The following is a 17,699-nucleotide window of genomic DNA, read 5'->3' on the forward strand; positions in this document are numbered from 1 at the left end:
ATTGAAGTAAGCAACAAAGGATTTTTCAAAATAAAAGCCTTAGAACAATCAATGTTCTAAGGCTTTGGGGTAAATCAATTCAGACTGAGTATGCTCTGGATTGTTAAGCACTACGTTTAATTTGTGATGCATGAAGTTCATTCGTAACCTGTTGAATCAAAGCAATGGTCTTATCCCAACCTAAGCATCCATCTGTTATAGATTGACCATAAGTCATGTCACAACTAATTTTTTGATTACCATCCACTAAATGACTTTCCAACATCACGCCACGCACTTGGGTATGCTCACGCTCCGCTACAATAGTGCGTAATACTTCAGGTTGCTTCATTGGGTCTTTATGGCTATTACCATGACTACAATCGATCACTAAAGCCGGTAAATCGCCTTTTACTTTACTACGAATTTTGTCTATTTCAGCCAAACTATAATTTGGACCTGTATTGGAGCCACGTAAAATCAAATGTGCTTGTGGGTTGCCAACAGATTCTAAAATACACGGTAAGCCGGCTTGACTCATACCTAAGAACTGGTGTGGATGGGACGCAGATTGAATGGCATCTAGAGCAATTTGGATTGAGCCATCTGTTCCGTTTTTGAAACCAATACTGTATGGCATATGACTCGAGATTTCACGATGAATTTGTGATTCGCTGGTACGCGCACCGATTGCACCCCAAGCCAAAAGGTCATCAAAATAACCCGTCGCCATTGGGCTTAAAATTTCAGAGGCGATCGGCAAACCCATTTCAATAATTTGTAAGTACAGCTCACGTGATTTTTCTAAGCCCAACTGCATATTAGATGATCCATCTAAACTTGGGTCATACATATAGCCTTTCCAGCCCACTGTAGTACGTGGTTTCTCAATATATGCGCGCATCACAAGAAAAATTTGATCTGAAACCTGTGCCTGTAATTGTTTTAATTTTTCAGCATATTCCAAAGCAGCAATCGGATCATGGATTGAACATGGACCTGTAATAATCATTAGACGCGGGTCTTGACCCGTCAAAATATTTTGAATCGTTGCACGATGTGCAGCAATTTGTTCTGCAGCATGAACTGATAAAGGTAATTGTTGTTTCAGTTGATGTGGCAAGCTCAAAAGCGTTTCTTTTGACTGTGTAGATTTCTGAATTTCTGAATTTTGAGTTTGTTGTAAAGCTGTATTTAGCGCATTCATTGGTTCTATTCCTTTGGACTGTACGTATAAACAGTCCGATCTTTTATCTGAGCGTTATGGGACTTTGGGACTTCAGGGCTTTAGACATAGACTGACTAAAGTAAAACCAATAACCGTTGCTAAAATATGAATTATTTACTGTAAACATGAGATTTCTCCAAAAATATTATAAAAATCAAGACATAAAAAAACCTGATCAGGGTTGCCGATCAGGTATAAACTTGGTGGGCAACCTTTTTCATGCCCGAACGCGTTCAGGCAATTATCTAAACTGCCAAAAGTAATAATATGCGTTTAAGATTAAAGGTTGCTTTAACATCTTGATTTCATCAAAAAGTATCTGTCTGAAAATTAAAATACGCTGTATTCATCGGTTTGACAATAGTTTTTTGCTATTTTGTTGTATTAAATAACTCTACTGTCAATTACTGCGACCTATTTTTAAAATTTGATGTATTGATTAATAAATAAACATTTATTAGACTGCACAACATTAGGCTGTCTTAAGATTTTTTCCATTTATTTTTAATTCGAGTATTTGCCAATGAAGTAAGCCCTGTTTTTTTCATCATCAAATCCATTTTTTTGATGTGCAAACACATGGCTAATGACTTCGACTGCATTTTCTCAAATATTGTCTTTTTTATAGAATAAAATTAGTTATTTGTATTGCGCATCTTTGCTATCGCAAGGTGCATCTATGACTCAAACAACTTGTACAATTTCCAAACTAAGCTTGGAATTTCCTTCTAAAAAACTTTTTAAAAACCTGAAATTTAACCTCAATCAACAACAGCTTTCGGCATGTATTGGTCGCAATGGTTTAGGAAAGTCCTGCATCCTTAAAATTTTACATCAGCAAAATCTGAAAGATCTCCCATACGAAGGGGAAATTTCATGGAATGTACCACATGCCTATTTATCACAATTTACTCGACTAGAAGCTGACACGATTGCTTCTGCACTCGGTGTGGAAAATTTATATGACGCATTTCAACGTATCGAAATAGGCAATGCCAGTTTTGAAGACTTTGAGCTGACTGAAAACCAGTGGCACCTTCCTACACTTTGGCAGCAACAACTTAAGCAGGCTTCACTTCCAACAGATTTAAATTTCCCAGTCGCTCAGCTGAGTGAAGGTCAAAAAACCAAATTGGCATTGTGTGCATTATTTTTAAAACCCGACCATTATTTGCTTTTGGATGAGCCAAGTAATCATTTAGATGTATCTTCACGTTTATGGCTCATCGATCGCTTAAAAAACCATCCTGCCGGTGCATTTTTTGTCAGTCATGATCGAGAGTTGCTGCAACATGTAGAGCATATCTACGCTTTAAATGAGTTTGGAGTCACGCATGTTACTTGTAACTATGAAGACTACGTTCAACAAAATGATCTGCAAAATAAAGCCTTACAACGTAATGCTTTACAGCATAAACGTGAGTTAAAACAGCTCAAATTACAGCAACACGAAACACAAATGAAAGCACAAAAACGAGAACAACAAAGTCATGCACTACGCAAGTCGGGCTCCCAAGCCAAAGTGTTACTCGATTTTAAAAAGGAACAAGCCGGTCAAAACCTCGCAACAGTTCAAACACAACAGCAGAAGCAATTGGAAGAAAAGAGAACCCAACTGCTTCAATCACAGCAACAACTTGAGCATGTCAAAGAGCAGCAATTTGTTTTTCAACATCGCGCTGAAAAAACTGGAGAAATCTTAAGAGTTAAACATTTTCATAGCAAAATATCTCAGCACCAGCCTTTTGACTTGGCCTTACAGGCAGGTGAAAAAATTCATTTAAAAGGAAAAAATGGTATTGGTAAATCTACATTTCTAAAGTATCTGAGTCAGACCACATCACAGTCTAGCCATGAAACGTTTTTGTCTGTGCATACCCTGTATTTAGATCAAAACTTGAGTAATTTATCACCTGAACTGAGTGTTTTGGACAATTTGGCAAAGTTTAATCCTGAGGTTTCGTCAACGGAATGGCGTAATCAACTCGGTCAACTTAGAATCCGTGGTCAAAAAGCGGAACTGCCATTTCACTGTTTAAGTGGTGGTGAGCGTTTAAAAGTGACCTTGTTAGGCTTAAATTATTTAACACCGAATATTGAGCTTTTATTGTTAGATGAACCTGAAAATCACTTAGATATAGAGTCTAGAATGTTATTGGCTCAAGCCATTCAGCATTATACAGGTGCGGTGATCCTCGTTTCACATGATGCTTATTTTGTAGAATCTTGTGGCATTCAGAGTAGCGTCCAATTAGTTGAATAGCTCTTACTCTTTAGAAAGATCTAAAAAAGCCAAAGTAGATGAACGCTACTTTGGCGAATTTGCTGCTTTAGAAATCGTTCTTATTTAACTGATATTACGCACGTAAAAGTAATTTCGCATTTTTAAAATGCTTTTTCAGTCTATTCGACGGAGTCTTACATCTAGGGTTTAGATAAAGAGATTAGCCTTCGGCTGGAGGTGCTCTTACGAAACGATGTTTCTCATTAGGCAAAATGAGAAGCAAAGCTTCGCAAGGAAACCATCTTGCAGTGCAATGCACCTCACCGACAAAACTCGTTCACTAGCGTCAAATTATTCAAAGTATCGCAAAAGCATTTTTGATGAGAAGTAGTCCTGTCTCAAACAGTTGCAGATGACGTTACCGTGTATCGTTCTTTTATTTGAATCAAATTGCGTTTCTGATGTTAATACGTAGCTTCAGCTTCTAATTTAAGATCTCTTAGGACAATATTGCTAAACAATACTGTGTTTTAACGCCCGATTTTCTTCATGATTTTTTGTTTAACATGCTGTTGAAGTGATGCTGAACGTTCCTTGATTTCGGCTCTCCAGTCATTCGGCACTGAGCATTTCGCGAGGCGAACCCAAACGCTAGCAAACTGTTTGATAAAACTGGCTTCGTTATAGTGAATACTATATTCCTCACAAAGTGCTTTAATTTTAGGTGCGGCTTCTGCATAGCGATTCGCAGGCATATCTGGAAATAAATGGTGTTCAATTTGGTGACTCAAATTACCACTGAGTATATGTAACCATTGCGTTCCACTAAAATTACTTGAGCCACGAATTTGACGGAGATACCATTCTGCTCGAGTTTCATTTTCGGTATTGTCCATCTCAAAGTTTTCCGCATCTTCAGTAAAATGTCCATTAAAGATGACAGCGGAAGCCCATAAGCTACGAATCACGTTGGCTACAGCATTTCCTGCAAATACAGGAATTGCATTGGGACCTGCAATAAGCGGGAAAAACACATAATCTTTAATCACTTGGCGCTTAATTTTCTGACGTACATCGGCCGCTTCATGCCATACATCTTTCCAAGTTTTGGTTTTATACGCGATAACATCTTCTAAATGTAAACGTTGAATGCCGACATACCACTCAAAGAAAACCATGAGTTGGGCAGCCAGTGGAATATTAAAAAGGAAACGTGGCTCCCACTTTTGCGATTCACTTACACGGATTAAGCCATAGCCGACATCATGGTCCATACCGACAATATTGGTATAGGTATGATGCACATAGTTATGGGTATATTTCCAGTCTTGACCTGTGGCAATGGTATCCCAATCATAATTAGCACCATTTAAACTCGGGTCATTTAACCAATCAAACTGACCATGCATCACATTATGACCGAGTTCCATGTTCTCTACGATTTTAGAAATACCCAATAAACCCGTACCCATTAACCAAACTGGTGGAATCCAACCTGCAAACATCAACATGCCACGAGAAGCAATCTCGCTATAACGGACAAAATTGCGAATTTTATAAATATACGCTGCATCTTTTTCACCTACACTCTGCATGATTTCACGTCGTATTTGCTCGACTTTTTCACCAAATTCAGCAGTTTGTTCGGGTGATAAATAACGTGACTTACTATTCGGACGAATATATATCGATTGATTCATGATGATGCCCCTGATTTGTTTTTATGCGGCTTGGGTTAGAGTTGAATACGTACAGGTGAAATTGCCTGAGAGACACATAATTTGATTTGTGTGTTATTCGCATGATCGATTTCGCCAGTAAGTAAGTTTTTCACTGAACCCTGCAATTTCGTACACGAACAAGTATTACAAATACCCATCCGACAACCATGCGCAGGTTTTAAACCGGCTTTTTCAGCACTTTCCAGTAAATTACCCTCTGCCAAAAAATCTTGCTGGGCTAAACTAAAAGTGACAGGTTGAGCAGGTACTGAATCATCAGCAATCATTTGAAAATATTCAGTGTATAAATAATCTGAAAGCTTAAACTCACGATACAGTTGTTCAATGCTGTGCATCATTGGTGCTGCACCACAGGCATAGCAATCTCGCTTTTTAAAATCAGGGACCATGTGATTTAGCACCTCTGGTGAGATATGCAATTTTGTTTTCAGCGTATTAATCGCGTGTAAATGTGCATGGTTAGATTGCTTCGCCAGTTGAATCAATTCATCCAAATAAGCATCATCTCGATTGAAATAAATCAGGTCAACCTTACGCCCAATCTGTATTGCTTGTTTAAACAAAGCCATAATTGAGGTAATGCCACTACCAGAAGCAAGCAGCAAAATTGGTCGATCCGAATTTAGCTTTAGGCCAAACTCACCTTGCGGTTGGGATAATTCAACAACCTCACCTGTTTTTAATTGCGTCAGGTAGTTGGACACTTTGCCTTGTTGTTTGACTGCGATTACTACATGACCAGATGTATTGATTTCGACGATGCTATAGCTACGTTGATGACGTACACCATCTTTGACAACTGTTACCAAAACACATTGGCCTGGTCGAAAGTTTGCTGATTTAAAGTTGTGATTCGCTAAAAAACTCAGTTCATAAAACCCGATCCCCACACAACGTGATTTAACCAATTGTGCTTTTACACGTTTGTAGGCCCAAATTGCATCAAATTTCTCTCCGATAAAATCAATAAAATCTTCCCGAATCCACTCAGGCTTGTAACTTGTAGTTGTCATTTTTTGCCTCGGACAATGTATTAATATACATTTGTTTTTAAATTATGCATACCTTATGTTTAGTGCTAATTTCCCACCATGTGAATTCGGGACAAAATCTATCATTTGGCATTTTTTATCATTTTATGTCTAACAATCTGTCACTTTTTGCAAATCCTAATTTGACGTTTTGATTTGTTATAACGACACAAATAAAAAAAACTAGGCCAAAGCCTAGTTTTTAAAAAAGTGAAAATTAACGCATTAATATTTAAATGATTAGTCGTTTAATCAAAAATATTTAAATCAATGTTTAATCTTCAAAATGTACAACAGAGCGAATTGATTTACCTTCATGCATTAAATCAAAGGCTTCATTGATTTTATCCAGCCCCATGGTATGGGTCACGAATGGTTCAAGTTTGATCTCGCCTGACATGGCTTCTTCTACCATACCCGGTAATTGTGAACGACCTTTAACACCACCGAAAGCAGTGCCTTTCCAACTACGACCTGTAACCAATTGGAATGGACGGGTTGAAATTTCTTGACCTGCACCTGCCACACCAATAATCACAGATTGCCCCCAACCACGGTGAGCACATTCCAAAGCAGAGCGCATCACATTGGTATTGCCAATACATTCAAATGAATGGTCAACGCCCCAGCCGGTCATTTCTACAATCACTTCTTGAACTGGACGATCATAATCTTTTGGATTAACAAAATCTGTAGCGCCAAATTCTTTAGCCAGTTTGAATTTGTCAGGATTGGTATCTACCGCAATGATACGACCTGCTTTGGCTTTTTTAGCACCTTGTACCACAGCCAAACCAATACCACCTAAACCAAAGACTGCAACTGAGTCACCTTCCTGAACTTTAGCGGTATTTTTAACTGCACCAAGGCCTGTTGTTACGCCGCAACCCAACAAACATACATGTTCGTGGTTCGCTTCAGGGTTAATTTTTGCCAAAGAAACTTCTGCAACCACAGTATATTCAGAGAATGTTGAACAGCCCATATAGTGATAAATCGGCTGACCATTATAAGAAAAACGTGTTGTGCCATCCGGCATTAAACCTTTCCCTTGTGTTGCTCGTACAGATACACAAAGATTTGTTTTACCCGATTTACAGAATAAACATTCACCACATTCTGCGGTATAAAGTGGAATAACATGATCACCCGGTTGCACTGAAGTCACACCTTCACCGACTTCAACCACAACACCTGCACCTTCATGCCCTAAAATTGCTGGAAATACGCCTTCAGGATCATCACCCGACAATGTAAATGCATCTGTATGACACACACCTGTATGGCTAATTTTGACTAAAACCTCACCTGCTTTAGGTGGTGCCACATCAATTTCAACAATTTCTAAAGGCTGACCCGGTCCAAAAGCAACGGCTGCACGTGATTTCATGTCTAAAAACATCCTGTATGGCTTATAGTAACAGATGAGCTACAGTAACCTCTTTTTAAGCCTAGATACAACCTTAAAACATGATGTTATGATGAATTTTTTCAAGGAATGATTAATGCTATTCGAATGATACAATTACGTGAAATAAGTTGTACTGTCGGTTTAACTGTTTCCATCAGCCTATTAACTGGATGCAGCTTACCTAGCAATCAGTCAAAAAAAGATGTCCCTATACAATCACATGCAGAAAAATGGATTACGTCTGCTACGGATTTAGAAAAATTAGAACAAAAACAAACGGCTTATTTAGCATTAGATGATGCCTTCTTAAGCATTGCTTCTCGCCTACATTTGATTCGAAATGCAAAATACACCATCGATTTGCAATATTACATTTGGGAAAATGATGCTATTGGACACCTGATGTTTCAAGAATTACTGCATGCCGCTGACCGTGGGGTAAAAGTCAGGCTACTAATTGATGATCAAAACGGGACGAAACTCGATCCGACCTTACAATCCCTTTCAGCTCATCCCAACATTTCAATCAAACTGTTTAATCCCTATAAATTCAGAAAATTACGTGTCATTGATTATGTATTTCGCTTAAAGCACATTAACCATCGTATGCATAATAAATTAATTATTGCCGATGGTTTTATGGGCGTAACTGGCGGTCGTAACATCAGTAATGAATATTTTGATGCCAGTGAAAGTTTTCAATTTACAGATTTGGACATCCTTTTCTATGGGGAAGCCATTCAACAAGCCAATCAGGTGTTTTTGAACTTTTGGAATGATGATTTAAGTTATTCTGTTCAGCAATGGATTGGTGCAGGTACAAAAGAAGAATTAAGTCAATTAAGACAACAATACCAAGAAAACTCTACAACGTTGACTAAAGATCAACAGCGCATTAACTATGCACAGCAACAACTGGCGGCTCAGCTTAAACTAATACCGGTGAATTGGGCCGAAGCACATTTCATTGCGGATAGTCCGAATAAAATTCGTGGTGAGGCTAAAGAGCAAGAATTAATTTATAACCAATTTTCTACTTTGATGGGACAGCCCAAGGAACGTATGGAATTGGTTTCAGCTTATTTTGTTCCTTCGCAACAAAGAACTGACTTTTTGACGGGTCTTGCAGGCAAAAATGTAGAAGTCCGTGTGTTAACCAATTCATTTTTAGCCAATGACGTCGCTGTCGTTCATGCGTTTTATCAAAAATATCGCAAAGATTTACTCGAAAATGGCGTGAAACTATATGAATTTAAACCTTATATAGAGCGTTCAAAACGCACATGGTATGAAGTCATGACTGGAAATATCATCCCTGCGAAAGGCAAAAATGCCTCTAGTTTGCATGCAAAATTTTTCGATATTGACGGTATGGTGTTTATTGGATCGTTTAACTTTGATCCACGTTCCGCAAATTTAAATTCGGAAGTTGGTCTAGTCGTTAAATCTGATCGATTACAAAACGATATTTCTGCCGCATTAAACCAATACTTACCGCAAATTGCATATGAGCTAAAACTGGATAAAAACGGCGAAATCATTTGGTTAGAGCATCAAAAAAATGGAAAAATCAAAACCTATATTCATGAACCAGAAACAACTCGATTCCAAAGATTTAGCATAAAAGCAGTGTCATACCTCCCGATTGAATGGATGATGTAATGACAATGCACTGCTAAATGATTAAATTTTCCTCATCGAGGCTATTTATTGAAATAATCTGAAAAGTTCGATCAAGTCGAAGATGTTCTTGGTCAGTCTCGTTTATATGAGTGCTGGCTTTTGAAAATAACCAAACCATTGATTTCGCCAAGACATTCCACTTGGCCATAATTGGCTGCTTTAAGCGCTGCTAAATGTTCCTCAACTGACTTATACAACTCATGATTTTGCTGAGCATGTGCTGCATATAAATGATCACATACAAAATACACGCCTTGTGTATTTAACAACGTTTTTACAGTCCGATGAAACTCTGCTGCATACGCCTTATGTCTCAATTCATGTAAGGCCTGATGAATAATAATCACATCAAAGGTACTTTTTTCATTGAAGTGAAGAGATTTTTCCCAATCCGATTGTTTGAAATCCCCTGTTATAAAATTGCATTTTAAGCGTTGCGCTACACTTAGTTTTCCTTTTGCCAAGTCATGCATAGCTTCGGAAAAATCAAATGCTGTGTAGTGAATATTTGGACAATGATTAATTAAAAACTCAGCCAAATAGCCTGGACCTGAACCGAGTTCAAGTACGTGCGCATTCGGATTGAAAGCCAAAATAGAGTCAACATACATTTGAAAGATGTCATAACGCCACGTGCGTTTAAGATTCACTTCAGCTGCCCATTGTTTAGCTTCGATTGGATCTTTTAAGTCTATGGGGCTTGGTACATCGTTTGTGTGTATATTATTTTCGCAATTCATTTTTCTTAGACTTAATTTAGATAGATCGAATGCTATTTATACATAAAATATCTCAATAAAAGCAAAGGTTTTACTCACACTTGATGATGCTTTAACATCCACCTCTTATTTTGTTTTATCTCCCCCTAAAGTTTTCTAATGCAATTTTTTGATTTAAGCCGCCAATTTAATTTAAGTGATATTTTAACGCCTTTTACGACACTTCCTGAACTTGGTCATCAAGAATGGTTTTTGTCGAAAGTTCGAGTTGAGCATGACTGCTTATCTGACAATGAAATGATTGAAGGTCAAGCTGTGCTTAAATCTAATCACAATATCCAAATTGAGTTGGAATGGTTAATTCAAGATACAGGTCATGAATTACAGCTTTTATTTAAAGGCATTGAAACTGCGGCAAGCGAAGAAACGTTAGTGATTGTGAAAGGTGCGCAAATTGTAGATGATGCAAACAAAAAAGTTTCATCTCAGACACTGAGTTTATGGATCGATGGCACTTTACTGCCTATGCTGCCAAATATTCGCAAAGAAATTAAAGCGCGATTAAACCTTTGGGATTATGTTGAATATGATGGCTAAGGAGTTGGAATTATCCATTATTGAGATGCTACGTTTTAAGTATTGAATGTTTGCCTATTTAAAAGAGGCATTTTATAAATCCTAAAATTTCCTTAAAGTAAGCTTATATCTTTAAATAAGTTTTGGTAGGCTTCAGCTTTTTTTTCCAGTGCTAGTGGATAAGCTCTAGATGATGATGGCATGCGGTATAAAGTCAAATCTCTGCCTGCAAATTCGGTACGAACAGCATGCCCAATGTGTGGTTTTTCAGTATTTTCTGGCATCGAGAGCATCAAAGTATCAGTCGCTTTGTCTCCCGTCGTCATAATACTATGGCAATTCGGCATCTGCGTAAGCAGCTTCGCAATATCGGTTGGCTGATGGATCTGTAAAAACTTGTCTGATGCATTGCCTTTCAAACGAATCACTTGATAGGCTGTATCAAAAATGCCTATGCCTTTTTCATTTAAAAAATCTCGAATGAGCTGTTCTTTAAAAGTCTTGCTATCTACATTGAGAAAATGATTTTTATCCTGAAAAAAACATAGGCCAAAGATCTTCCACATGTCATTTTGAAAATTTGGATAGTAAAAATCCATTTTCCAGCGTGTTTTTGGAGGTGGAAAACTCCCTAGCATCAAGAGTTTCCCATTTGATGGCAAAAATGGTGCTAAAGGATGTGTTTCGATTTGCGGATTCGCGTCGGAAATATCTTTGCTCATGTAGATTTAACTTCGCCCAGTGGTTGAATCATAAAATGTCTATGAAAATTGTTCAGTGATGTGTTTCGCGATTTTTTCAGCCCATAATTCATAAATTTCTTTACTCGGGTGAAAGCCATCTTTTGCCATTTGTAAGTTTTTCTCACGATACTCTTTTAAATCGTATTCAATTAGCTTCGTATTAGGCTTTGTTTTAATATAATTTTTTAACAGCGCATTCATCTTTTGTGAATACTGTCCAAATAGCCATGACAATGGAAACGGTAAAGCCGGAAACTCATCCATTGGTGGCACACCTGAAATGATCAATAGCTGTGGATGAAACTTTTCCTCGACAGTTTGATATAAACGCTGCTGGAGCTTCAACCACTGGTCTGGCTGTTTTAATGTTGTGACATCATTGACACCAACAGAGCTGATCACGACATCAAAGTTCTGCGTAATGACATTGTCCAAAGCATTGATGATTTGCTGGCTGTTACGCCCCGTTGTGGCTTCAAGGCAAAAGTGAACTTGATAATCAGGCGATAAAATTTTAAGCAATTGTCCCAATAGCGCATCTGACTGATGCTCGACGCCGACACCTGCTGCTGCTGAATCACCTAGTATTAATAGCGATAATGGTCGATTGCCCTGACCACTCATCCCACAACGTTCTCCCATCGGTTCTGCTAAACGTGGGGTATTTTTTTTCACACGGTAACCTTGGATCAGTAACGCAGGTAACAGCAGCAGTGTTGATACTTTGAGTAGCATAATATTTGGGTAATGAATTAAAGCTTGTCGTCTTCATTATTTTAAATAGTTTAAGAAACAAAGCATTGACTCTATTGTTATTTTTCTACATTTTCTTATATTAAAAGCATCATTCTGCGGCATATTGCTAGTTTTTTATATTAATAATGATTATCATTTATTAGTTTTCATCCTACCTATTTTATTATTTCAATGAAAAAACTTTCCCCATTTTTTTTAGCTTGCTCTATGAGCATTGCTGTTTCTTCTGCTTTTGCCCAAACTCAAAATTCACCCGCTTTAACCGATACAACAGAAAAAAAACATTTCCCCTATGCTGCTGCATGTGACGATGTCAAGGCGCAAAGCCAAATATTATTAAACCTACAACATCAGTTAAATCAAAATCCAAAACAACATGCTCAAATTCTTGAAGATTTTTGGAAGCGTGTAGAGCTTATGGGTACACCAATCATTGAAAACTATGATGAAAAACATGACCGTATAATTTTTTTATGGAAAGGTGCGCAGCATAATGTACGCCTTATTGGTGGCCCGAGTAATGACCATGAATGGTTAACACGCCTACCAAATACCGATATTTGGTTTAAAGAATCGATTATTGATCATCGTTACATTGGCAGTTATAGCTTTGCTGTCGATTTACCGAACTTTGAAGGTTATCTGTCAAATTATTGTCCGCATCTGAATCCAAAACTTAAAGAATCAAGAACACAGCGCCGTGCTGTGATACAGGTACAACGCATCGATCCTTTCAACAAAAACACTTATCTCGCAAGTGATGACACATCAGGCTTGCGTAATGAAAATTTTGTGGCCCTTAAAGATGCCCCGCCTTTTATTGATCCAAAACAATATCTAAATATTAAACAGCCCAAATTACAAGAGTTTGCTCTAGATAGCAAAATTTTGAATAACTCACGTAAAATCCAAATTTACCAATCTAAAGCCAAGAAAAACCAGAGCTATATCACCGCTATATTTTTTGATGGTCAGCAATATAATGAATTACTGAATGTTCCAAAGGCGTTAGACATTTTAGTTGAACAAGGTCAATTGCCACCAATTCAAGCCATATTTGTTTCTCCACCGAATGATCAGGAACGACCTAAAGAATTAACACCTAATGCAAAATTTTCAGCGTTTTTTAGTGATGAACTGATGCCTTGGATTCAAAAAAATGCACCTGCAAAAGTCGATTCGAAGAAAACGGTACTACTTGGGTCAAGTCTTGGCGGTTTAAGTTCAGCTTATTTAGCCTTAGAAAATCCAAATCAAATTAGTCACGTCGTACCTTTATCTGGATCATTTTGGTGGCAAAATGAAGCGACAGACCTCCCAAATGGCATGAGTAAAATCATTCGTGATAAAACCTCGCAACCTAAACAGCATTGGTTTATTACTGCTAATAGTTATGAAAGCTCACGCAATAATAATGAACTGAGTATTTTAGAGACTTCGCCTATTGTTGCAGCCGACTTAAAAAATAAAGGTCATGATGTACATTACAAATCGTATATAGGCGGACATTCCTACGCGGTATGGCAAGTTGCCTTGCAAGATGCACTCAAACATTTTTTTGCGCAAAAGTAGTTTATAAACGTTTAGATCATAAAAAAGCCCTCAATTGAGGGCTTTTTTTGAAGATGGTACTGATTTAATTCCAGCGGTTTATGCGTTTAAAGGTTCCAAAATCATTGAAACGCACACCAACTTCACGCATGACTTGGTGTGCCGTTTTTGCAGTTAGGTGACGAATATAAAACGGCTCTTTGACCACAAAATGGTGAATGGCATGGGTCGAACCGAAGTTAAAGCAAAACAATTGCATTGGGAACAACCACCACGGATTTAACACCTGAGTTTGTTTAATGACATCACGTGGGTCAATATCACCATAATAATGCATATTTGAGCTGATAAATTGTAAGCAGAAAGAGCGTATAAAGTTCGGAATAATCCAAACCACAGCTAGAAAATTAATCGTTGGAATTAACTTCACTAAATTAACTGACCAACTAATACTTTGTCCTAACATTGGAGCAATACCATTCACCACATGATAAATTACAAAAACATACCAAATGCCGTAATAAACAAAACTTAAAGGAAAAAATCCAGTCAGTTGAGAGATCAATGCAGTTTTACGTTCTTTTTCAGGTTGTTTTTCAATGAATTTCCCAATCATTTTAAACATTTGAAATGGGCGCAAATATACCGTCATCAATTGATCGCTAATGACCAATAGACGACGCAATCCCCACGGCATGCCATTACTGATGCCCCGTTCTTCCAAATCGTATTCGGAACCTGAATACTTGTGATGATTGAGGTGCAAACGACGACGTGCCCAAGGACTAATGGTATTGGGACGTGCTAACCAAACCAAAGCCAACATGAGATGGTGAGCCCATGGCGTCTTTTTAAAATACATATAATGAATCAGGTCATGTTCTAATTCATGTGTCAGTGAAGCAAACATCGCCACCAAAATCACACAAGCCCATGCCGGTAAAATGCCAACAGCAAACGCCCAAGCTGAACCCAACATTCCCAGTAGTGCAAAAATAAGGATGGCTGCGCCTATAAAGTTTTGATGTTTTAAAATGGGATATTGCTGACGTAAGTCTTCACCAGCTTTCGTTACGACAGTTCTGACTTTGTTAATTCGCTGTTGATCTGTCATATCGGAAGACATAGACATAGTACAAACCTAAAAATTAAAAAACAGTTGTACATTAAAGCAAATTAAAAAAAAGGAAATCGCTATTTTGAGAACAAATCATCGTCTGTTCAAATATTCAACATTTTATTTATTTTCAATATCTTATTTATAAATAATCTGAGTATTTACTCCATTTTTTCTTTGCAAAATCGGCTGCTTTTAATGTCTTTTCATCACAGGTTTTATGTATTCCTTTTTAACCTACAGAGGATGACGAATATCATTTGAGAATAATAAAGCCCCAAAATTGGAGCTTTATTATTGCATAAAGGTTTAACCCAATTTATTCACGATCTTTAACGGCAATACTTTCATCGCAAGACCTAGAGGCAACCAAGGCCATTGTGGTACATAGGCTTTAACCGGTGCTTTCTCAATGGCTTTTGCTAAAAGATGTGAACCCGTTTTTTCATCGACTTCAAATGGCAGTTTTTTCGCACCTTCATTGATCTCTGTACGAATATAACCAGGGAAAATAGTCGTCACTTTAATTGGGGTATCAATCAGTTCTGCACGAATACCTTCAGCTAGAGCAGCAACACCTGCTTTACTCGCACCATAAGCCGTTAAATGTTTAGGCATGCCACGCATAGCACTCATCGAAGAAATCACCACCAAATGCCCTGCATTTTGGCTACGGAAAATTTCAACCGCAGCTTCACATTGCGCTAATGCAGAGATAAAGTTAGTTTCAACTGTGGCACGGTTAATTTCAAAATTGCCTTTACCAATACGACGACCTTCACCGACACCTGCGTTGACAATAACACGATCAATACTGCCAAAATCTGCTTTAAAGGCACGGAATACTTCAAACACTTGATCGTAATTTGTGACATCGAGGGTTTTCGCAACCACTTTGATGCCATATTGGCTTTCCAGTTCATTTTTTAGCGTTTCTAGACGCTCTAAACGACGTGCGCAAATGGCCAAGTTGTAGCCTTTTTGTGCAAACTCGCGTGCCATTCCTGCACCAATCCCTGAGCTTGCACCTGTAATTAAAATTGTTTTAGCCATGATAATTCCTTTGTTTATCTTAGATCCAAGTTAATAAATTTGGATCAACTGCTTTTATAAAATGGTGTTCATTTAAACTGAGTAATTGCGGTTCATTTCCAACCAAACGCAGTGTTGTCATACTGGTATTGGCAATGGCCCAATTGAGTGCAAATGTTTTTTCTGGACTCAGCCCTAAAATTTTACCTACGGCAACGGAGATCACTCCACCTGAACTAAACACAACAGCATAGCGTGGTTTGGTTTCAGCCAGTTGAGTGCATAACTTTTCTAGCGCTGTTTCGACTCGACTTTTAAAATGTGGCCAAGATTCATCATATTCATGATGAAATTCTCCACCTGTCCAACGCTCAATGGCGCCTTCAAAAATTTTCGATAAATAAGCACGTGGGTTTTCATGCTTAGATACATCTTCTTTTAATAAATGCGGTTGGTTAAATCGAGGTTCATATTGAGCAAAAACTTGCTGATGATTAAATTCATTCCACGCGTTATCTGTATCAACTTGTGCTTCTGGAAAGCATTCAGCCAATGCAAGATTGGCTGTTTGTTGATGACGTTGCATGGAGCCTGCAACCACATAAGGACTTTCTTTTAAAATACGGTCGAAATACTGTCCCAGCACCTTAGCCTGTAGCTCACCATTGGGAGAAAGCTTGTCATAGCTTTCTGCACCAAAAGAAGCCTGACCGTGCCGAATTAAATATATCGTGGTCATTTCCCTAAAATATCCTTCATTTTTTCAATGTACTTTTGCGCTACATCATTGGCTTCAAGTTTTTGCAAACCGATAAGTTTTAAGGCACGAATATGTAAAGCATGGATCACAATCCAAAAATCTTTGAATGCCGGATTATTGGTTTGTTTGTGGTAAAAGCGGTAATAAATTTGCTGTGCGATTACGGCTAAACGGAAAATGCCGAACACTTCATAAAATGTCCAGTTGTCTGTTTGTAGACCAGTTTTTTCTAAGTAATATTCAACGACTTCTTTACGACTAAACATACCTTTCAAGTTAGTCGGCTGGCGTCGAGTCGCTTTAAAAATTGCGTTATCGCCACTTTCAACCCAATACGCTAAAGCTGAACCTAAGTCCATCAGTGGATCGCCAAGCGTTGCCATTTCCCAATCCAATACGCCAATCACTTGGGTAGGATCATTTGGATCTAAAATGACGTTGTCAAAACGCCAATCGTTATGAATTACACAGGTTTTAGAGTCAGCAGGAATATTGTCTTTGAGCCAATTACGGACATATTTAAAAGAAGGAACATTTAAGGTTTTGGCTTTTTCATAGCGTGCGTCCCAACCTTCCACTTGACGACGACAGTAGCCGTCGCCCTTGCCTATTTTTTCTAAAGCTGTGCCTTCATATGGCACTTGATGCAGTTCAATTAACTTATCGATGACGTTGGTACACAACGCTCGAACTTGAGTTTCATCAAAATTGATTTCTTTGGGTAAGTTTGCACGTGGAATGATACCTTCTACGCGCTTCATCACGTAGAAATCACAGCCAATCACTGATTCATCCTGACATAGCGCCACCATTTCAGGGAGCACAGGATAAAATTCAGATAATGCCTTCTGAACGTTATACTCACGTGCCATATCATGTGCAGACTTGGCTTTGGTGCCTTTCGGTGGACGACGTAAAATTAAATCAGCATTGTCGTATTTTAAGCGATAAGTCCAATTTGATGCACCGCCTGAATATTGAGTGACTTCTACAGGCCCTTCTATTTCAACGCCATGTTCAATCAACCAATTTCCTACAGCACGTACATCCAGTTCTTCACCCTCACGAACTGAACCGCCTACATCGATCACTGACATGCTTTTCTTCCTAAATTTGAATCTATCATGATGATAAAAATATAATTTTC

Annotated in this window: 15 protein-coding genes; 4 read left to right on the forward strand and 11 right to left on the reverse strand. The window is 38.1% G+C overall.

The features are described from left to right. Positions 1-103: 103 nt before the first annotated feature. Complete coding sequence (locus FTU17_RS03540) at positions 104-1,186, reverse strand: 3-deoxy-7-phosphoheptulonate synthase (protein ID WP_180134696.1); 1,083 nt, start codon at positions 1,184-1,186, stop codon at positions 104-106. A 700-nt stretch (positions 1,187-1,886) separates the two neighbouring features. Between FTU17_RS03540 and FTU17_RS03545 the strand changes: the two genes are divergently transcribed. Continuing rightward, entirely contained in the window at positions 1,887-3,470 is a 1,584-nt protein-coding gene (locus tag FTU17_RS03545; protein WP_180134697.1) for an ATP-binding cassette domain-containing protein, read from the forward strand. A 491-nt stretch (positions 3,471-3,961) separates the two neighbouring features. Here FTU17_RS03545 and FTU17_RS03550 read toward each other — a convergent pair whose 3' ends face one another. The 3 genes from FTU17_RS03550 to FTU17_RS03560 form a co-directional block, all read right to left on the reverse strand. Beyond that, complete coding sequence (locus FTU17_RS03550; protein WP_180134698.1) at positions 3,962-5,131, reverse strand: acyl-CoA desaturase; 1,170 nt, start codon at positions 5,129-5,131, stop codon at positions 3,962-3,964. A gap of 35 nt (positions 5,132-5,166) precedes the next feature. After that, positions 5,167-6,186, reverse strand: a complete 1,020-nt coding sequence (locus tag FTU17_RS03555) for a flavin reductase family protein (protein WP_180134699.1) — start codon at positions 6,184-6,186, stop codon at positions 5,167-5,169. Between the two features lie 292 nt (positions 6,187-6,478). Further along, positions 6,479-7,594 carry an S-(hydroxymethyl)glutathione dehydrogenase/class III alcohol dehydrogenase gene (locus tag FTU17_RS03560; RefSeq protein WP_180134700.1) on the reverse strand — a complete coding sequence of 372 codons (1,116 nt, stop codon included), beginning with the start codon at positions 7,592-7,594 and terminating at the stop codon, positions 6,479-6,481. A gap of 126 nt (positions 7,595-7,720) precedes the next feature. On the opposite strand from FTU17_RS03560, the gene FTU17_RS03565 reads away from it, so the two are divergent. After that, positions 7,721-9,277, forward strand: coding sequence for a phospholipase D family protein (locus FTU17_RS03565; protein ID WP_180134701.1), 1,557 nt, complete (start codon positions 7,721-7,723; stop codon positions 9,275-9,277). 92 nt (positions 9,278-9,369) lie between these two features. On the opposite strand, the gene FTU17_RS03570 is transcribed toward FTU17_RS03565, so the two are convergent. Next, positions 9,370-10,038, reverse strand: a complete 669-nt coding sequence (locus FTU17_RS03570; RefSeq protein ID WP_180054824.1) for a class I SAM-dependent methyltransferase — start codon at positions 10,036-10,038, stop codon at positions 9,370-9,372. A 138-nt stretch (positions 10,039-10,176) separates the two neighbouring features. Between FTU17_RS03570 and FTU17_RS03575 the strand changes: the two genes are divergently transcribed. Continuing rightward, positions 10,177-10,614, forward strand: coding sequence for a hypothetical protein (locus FTU17_RS03575; protein WP_180134702.1), 438 nt, complete (start codon positions 10,177-10,179; stop codon positions 10,612-10,614). 92 nt (positions 10,615-10,706) lie between these two features. Here FTU17_RS03575 and FTU17_RS03580 read toward each other — a convergent pair whose 3' ends face one another. Both FTU17_RS03580 and FTU17_RS03585 read right to left on the reverse strand, forming a co-directional pair. Continuing rightward, the gene (locus FTU17_RS03580) at positions 10,707-11,315 is read right to left on the reverse strand and encodes a uracil-DNA glycosylase family protein (protein ID WP_180134703.1); all 609 of its coding nucleotides are present in this window, start codon (positions 11,313-11,315) and stop codon (positions 10,707-10,709) included. A gap of 39 nt (positions 11,316-11,354) precedes the next feature. After that, complete coding sequence (locus FTU17_RS03585; protein WP_180134704.1) at positions 11,355-12,071, reverse strand: SGNH/GDSL hydrolase family protein; 717 nt, start codon at positions 12,069-12,071, stop codon at positions 11,355-11,357. A 228-nt stretch (positions 12,072-12,299) separates the two neighbouring features. Here FTU17_RS03585 and FTU17_RS03590 point away from each other — a divergent pair, with 228 nt between their 5' ends. Beyond that, entirely contained in the window at positions 12,300-13,664 is a 1,365-nt protein-coding gene (locus tag FTU17_RS03590) for an alpha/beta hydrolase-fold protein (RefSeq protein WP_180134705.1), read from the forward strand. Positions 13,665-13,728: 64 nt separating this feature from the next. On the opposite strand, the gene FTU17_RS03595 is transcribed toward FTU17_RS03590, so the two are convergent. The 4 genes from FTU17_RS03595 to FTU17_RS03610 form a co-directional block, all read right to left on the reverse strand. After that, positions 13,729-14,775, reverse strand: a complete 1,047-nt coding sequence (locus tag FTU17_RS03595) for a fatty acid desaturase (RefSeq protein ID WP_180134706.1) — start codon at positions 14,773-14,775, stop codon at positions 13,729-13,731. A 294-nt stretch (positions 14,776-15,069) separates the two neighbouring features. Then, complete coding sequence (locus FTU17_RS03600) at positions 15,070-15,813, reverse strand: SDR family oxidoreductase (RefSeq protein WP_180134707.1); 744 nt, start codon at positions 15,811-15,813, stop codon at positions 15,070-15,072. A gap of 19 nt (positions 15,814-15,832) precedes the next feature. After that, the gene (locus tag FTU17_RS03605) at positions 15,833-16,531 is read right to left on the reverse strand and encodes a histidine phosphatase family protein (protein WP_078193820.1); all 699 of its coding nucleotides are present in this window, start codon (positions 16,529-16,531) and stop codon (positions 15,833-15,835) included. Further along, positions 16,528-17,649 carry a phosphotransferase family protein gene (locus tag FTU17_RS03610; protein ID WP_078193821.1) on the reverse strand — a complete coding sequence of 374 codons (1,122 nt, stop codon included), beginning with the start codon at positions 17,647-17,649 and terminating at the stop codon, positions 16,528-16,530. The genes FTU17_RS03605 and FTU17_RS03610 overlap by 4 nt, the downstream gene beginning before the upstream one ends. Between the last annotated feature and the right edge of the window lie 50 nt (positions 17,650-17,699).

The organism is Acinetobacter sp. YH12070, assembly GCF_013419625.1.
Classification (GTDB): domain Bacteria; phylum Pseudomonadota; class Gammaproteobacteria; order Pseudomonadales; family Moraxellaceae; genus Acinetobacter; species Acinetobacter amyesii.

Bases quoted from the DNA above. Each gene is read 5' to 3' on its own strand.
- FTU17_RS03570 (WP_180054824.1), bottom strand. From the start codon at position 10,038: ATGAATTGCGAAAATAATATACACACAAACGATGTACCAAGCCCCATA.
- FTU17_RS03610 (WP_078193821.1), bottom strand. From the start codon at position 17,649: ATGTCAGTGATCGATGTAGGCGGTTCAGTTCGTGAGGGTGAAGAACTG.
- FTU17_RS03580 (WP_180134703.1), bottom strand. From the start codon at position 11,315: ATGAGCAAAGATATTTCCGACGCGAATCCGCAAATCGAAACACATCCT.
- FTU17_RS03540 (WP_180134696.1), bottom strand. From the start codon at position 1,186: ATGAATGCGCTAAATACAGCTTTACAACAAACTCAAAATTCAGAAATT.
- FTU17_RS03550 (WP_180134698.1), bottom strand. From the start codon at position 5,131: ATGAATCAATCGATATATATTCGTCCGAATAGTAAGTCACGTTATTTA.
- FTU17_RS03595 (WP_180134706.1), bottom strand. From the start codon at position 14,775: ATGTCTATGTCTTCCGATATGACAGATCAACAGCGAATTAACAAAGTC.
- FTU17_RS03565 (WP_180134701.1), top strand. From the start codon at position 7,721: ATGATACAATTACGTGAAATAAGTTGTACTGTCGGTTTAACTGTTTCC.
- FTU17_RS03545 (WP_180134697.1), top strand. From the start codon at position 1,887: ATGACTCAAACAACTTGTACAATTTCCAAACTAAGCTTGGAATTTCCT.
- FTU17_RS03590 (WP_180134705.1), top strand. From the start codon at position 12,300: ATGAGCATTGCTGTTTCTTCTGCTTTTGCCCAAACTCAAAATTCACCC.
- FTU17_RS03555 (WP_180134699.1), bottom strand. From the start codon at position 6,186: ATGACAACTACAAGTTACAAGCCTGAGTGGATTCGGGAAGATTTTATT.
- FTU17_RS03585 (WP_180134704.1), bottom strand. From the start codon at position 12,071: ATGCTACTCAAAGTATCAACACTGCTGCTGTTACCTGCGTTACTGATC.
- FTU17_RS03600 (WP_180134707.1), bottom strand. From the start codon at position 15,813: ATGGCTAAAACAATTTTAATTACAGGTGCAAGCTCAGGGATTGGTGCA.
- FTU17_RS03560 (WP_180134700.1), bottom strand. From the start codon at position 7,594: ATGAAATCACGTGCAGCCGTTGCTTTTGGACCGGGTCAGCCTTTAGAA.
- FTU17_RS03605 (WP_078193820.1), bottom strand. From the start codon at position 16,531: ATGACCACGATATATTTAATTCGGCACGGTCAGGCTTCTTTTGGTGCA.
- FTU17_RS03575 (WP_180134702.1), top strand. From the start codon at position 10,177: ATGCAATTTTTTGATTTAAGCCGCCAATTTAATTTAAGTGATATTTTA.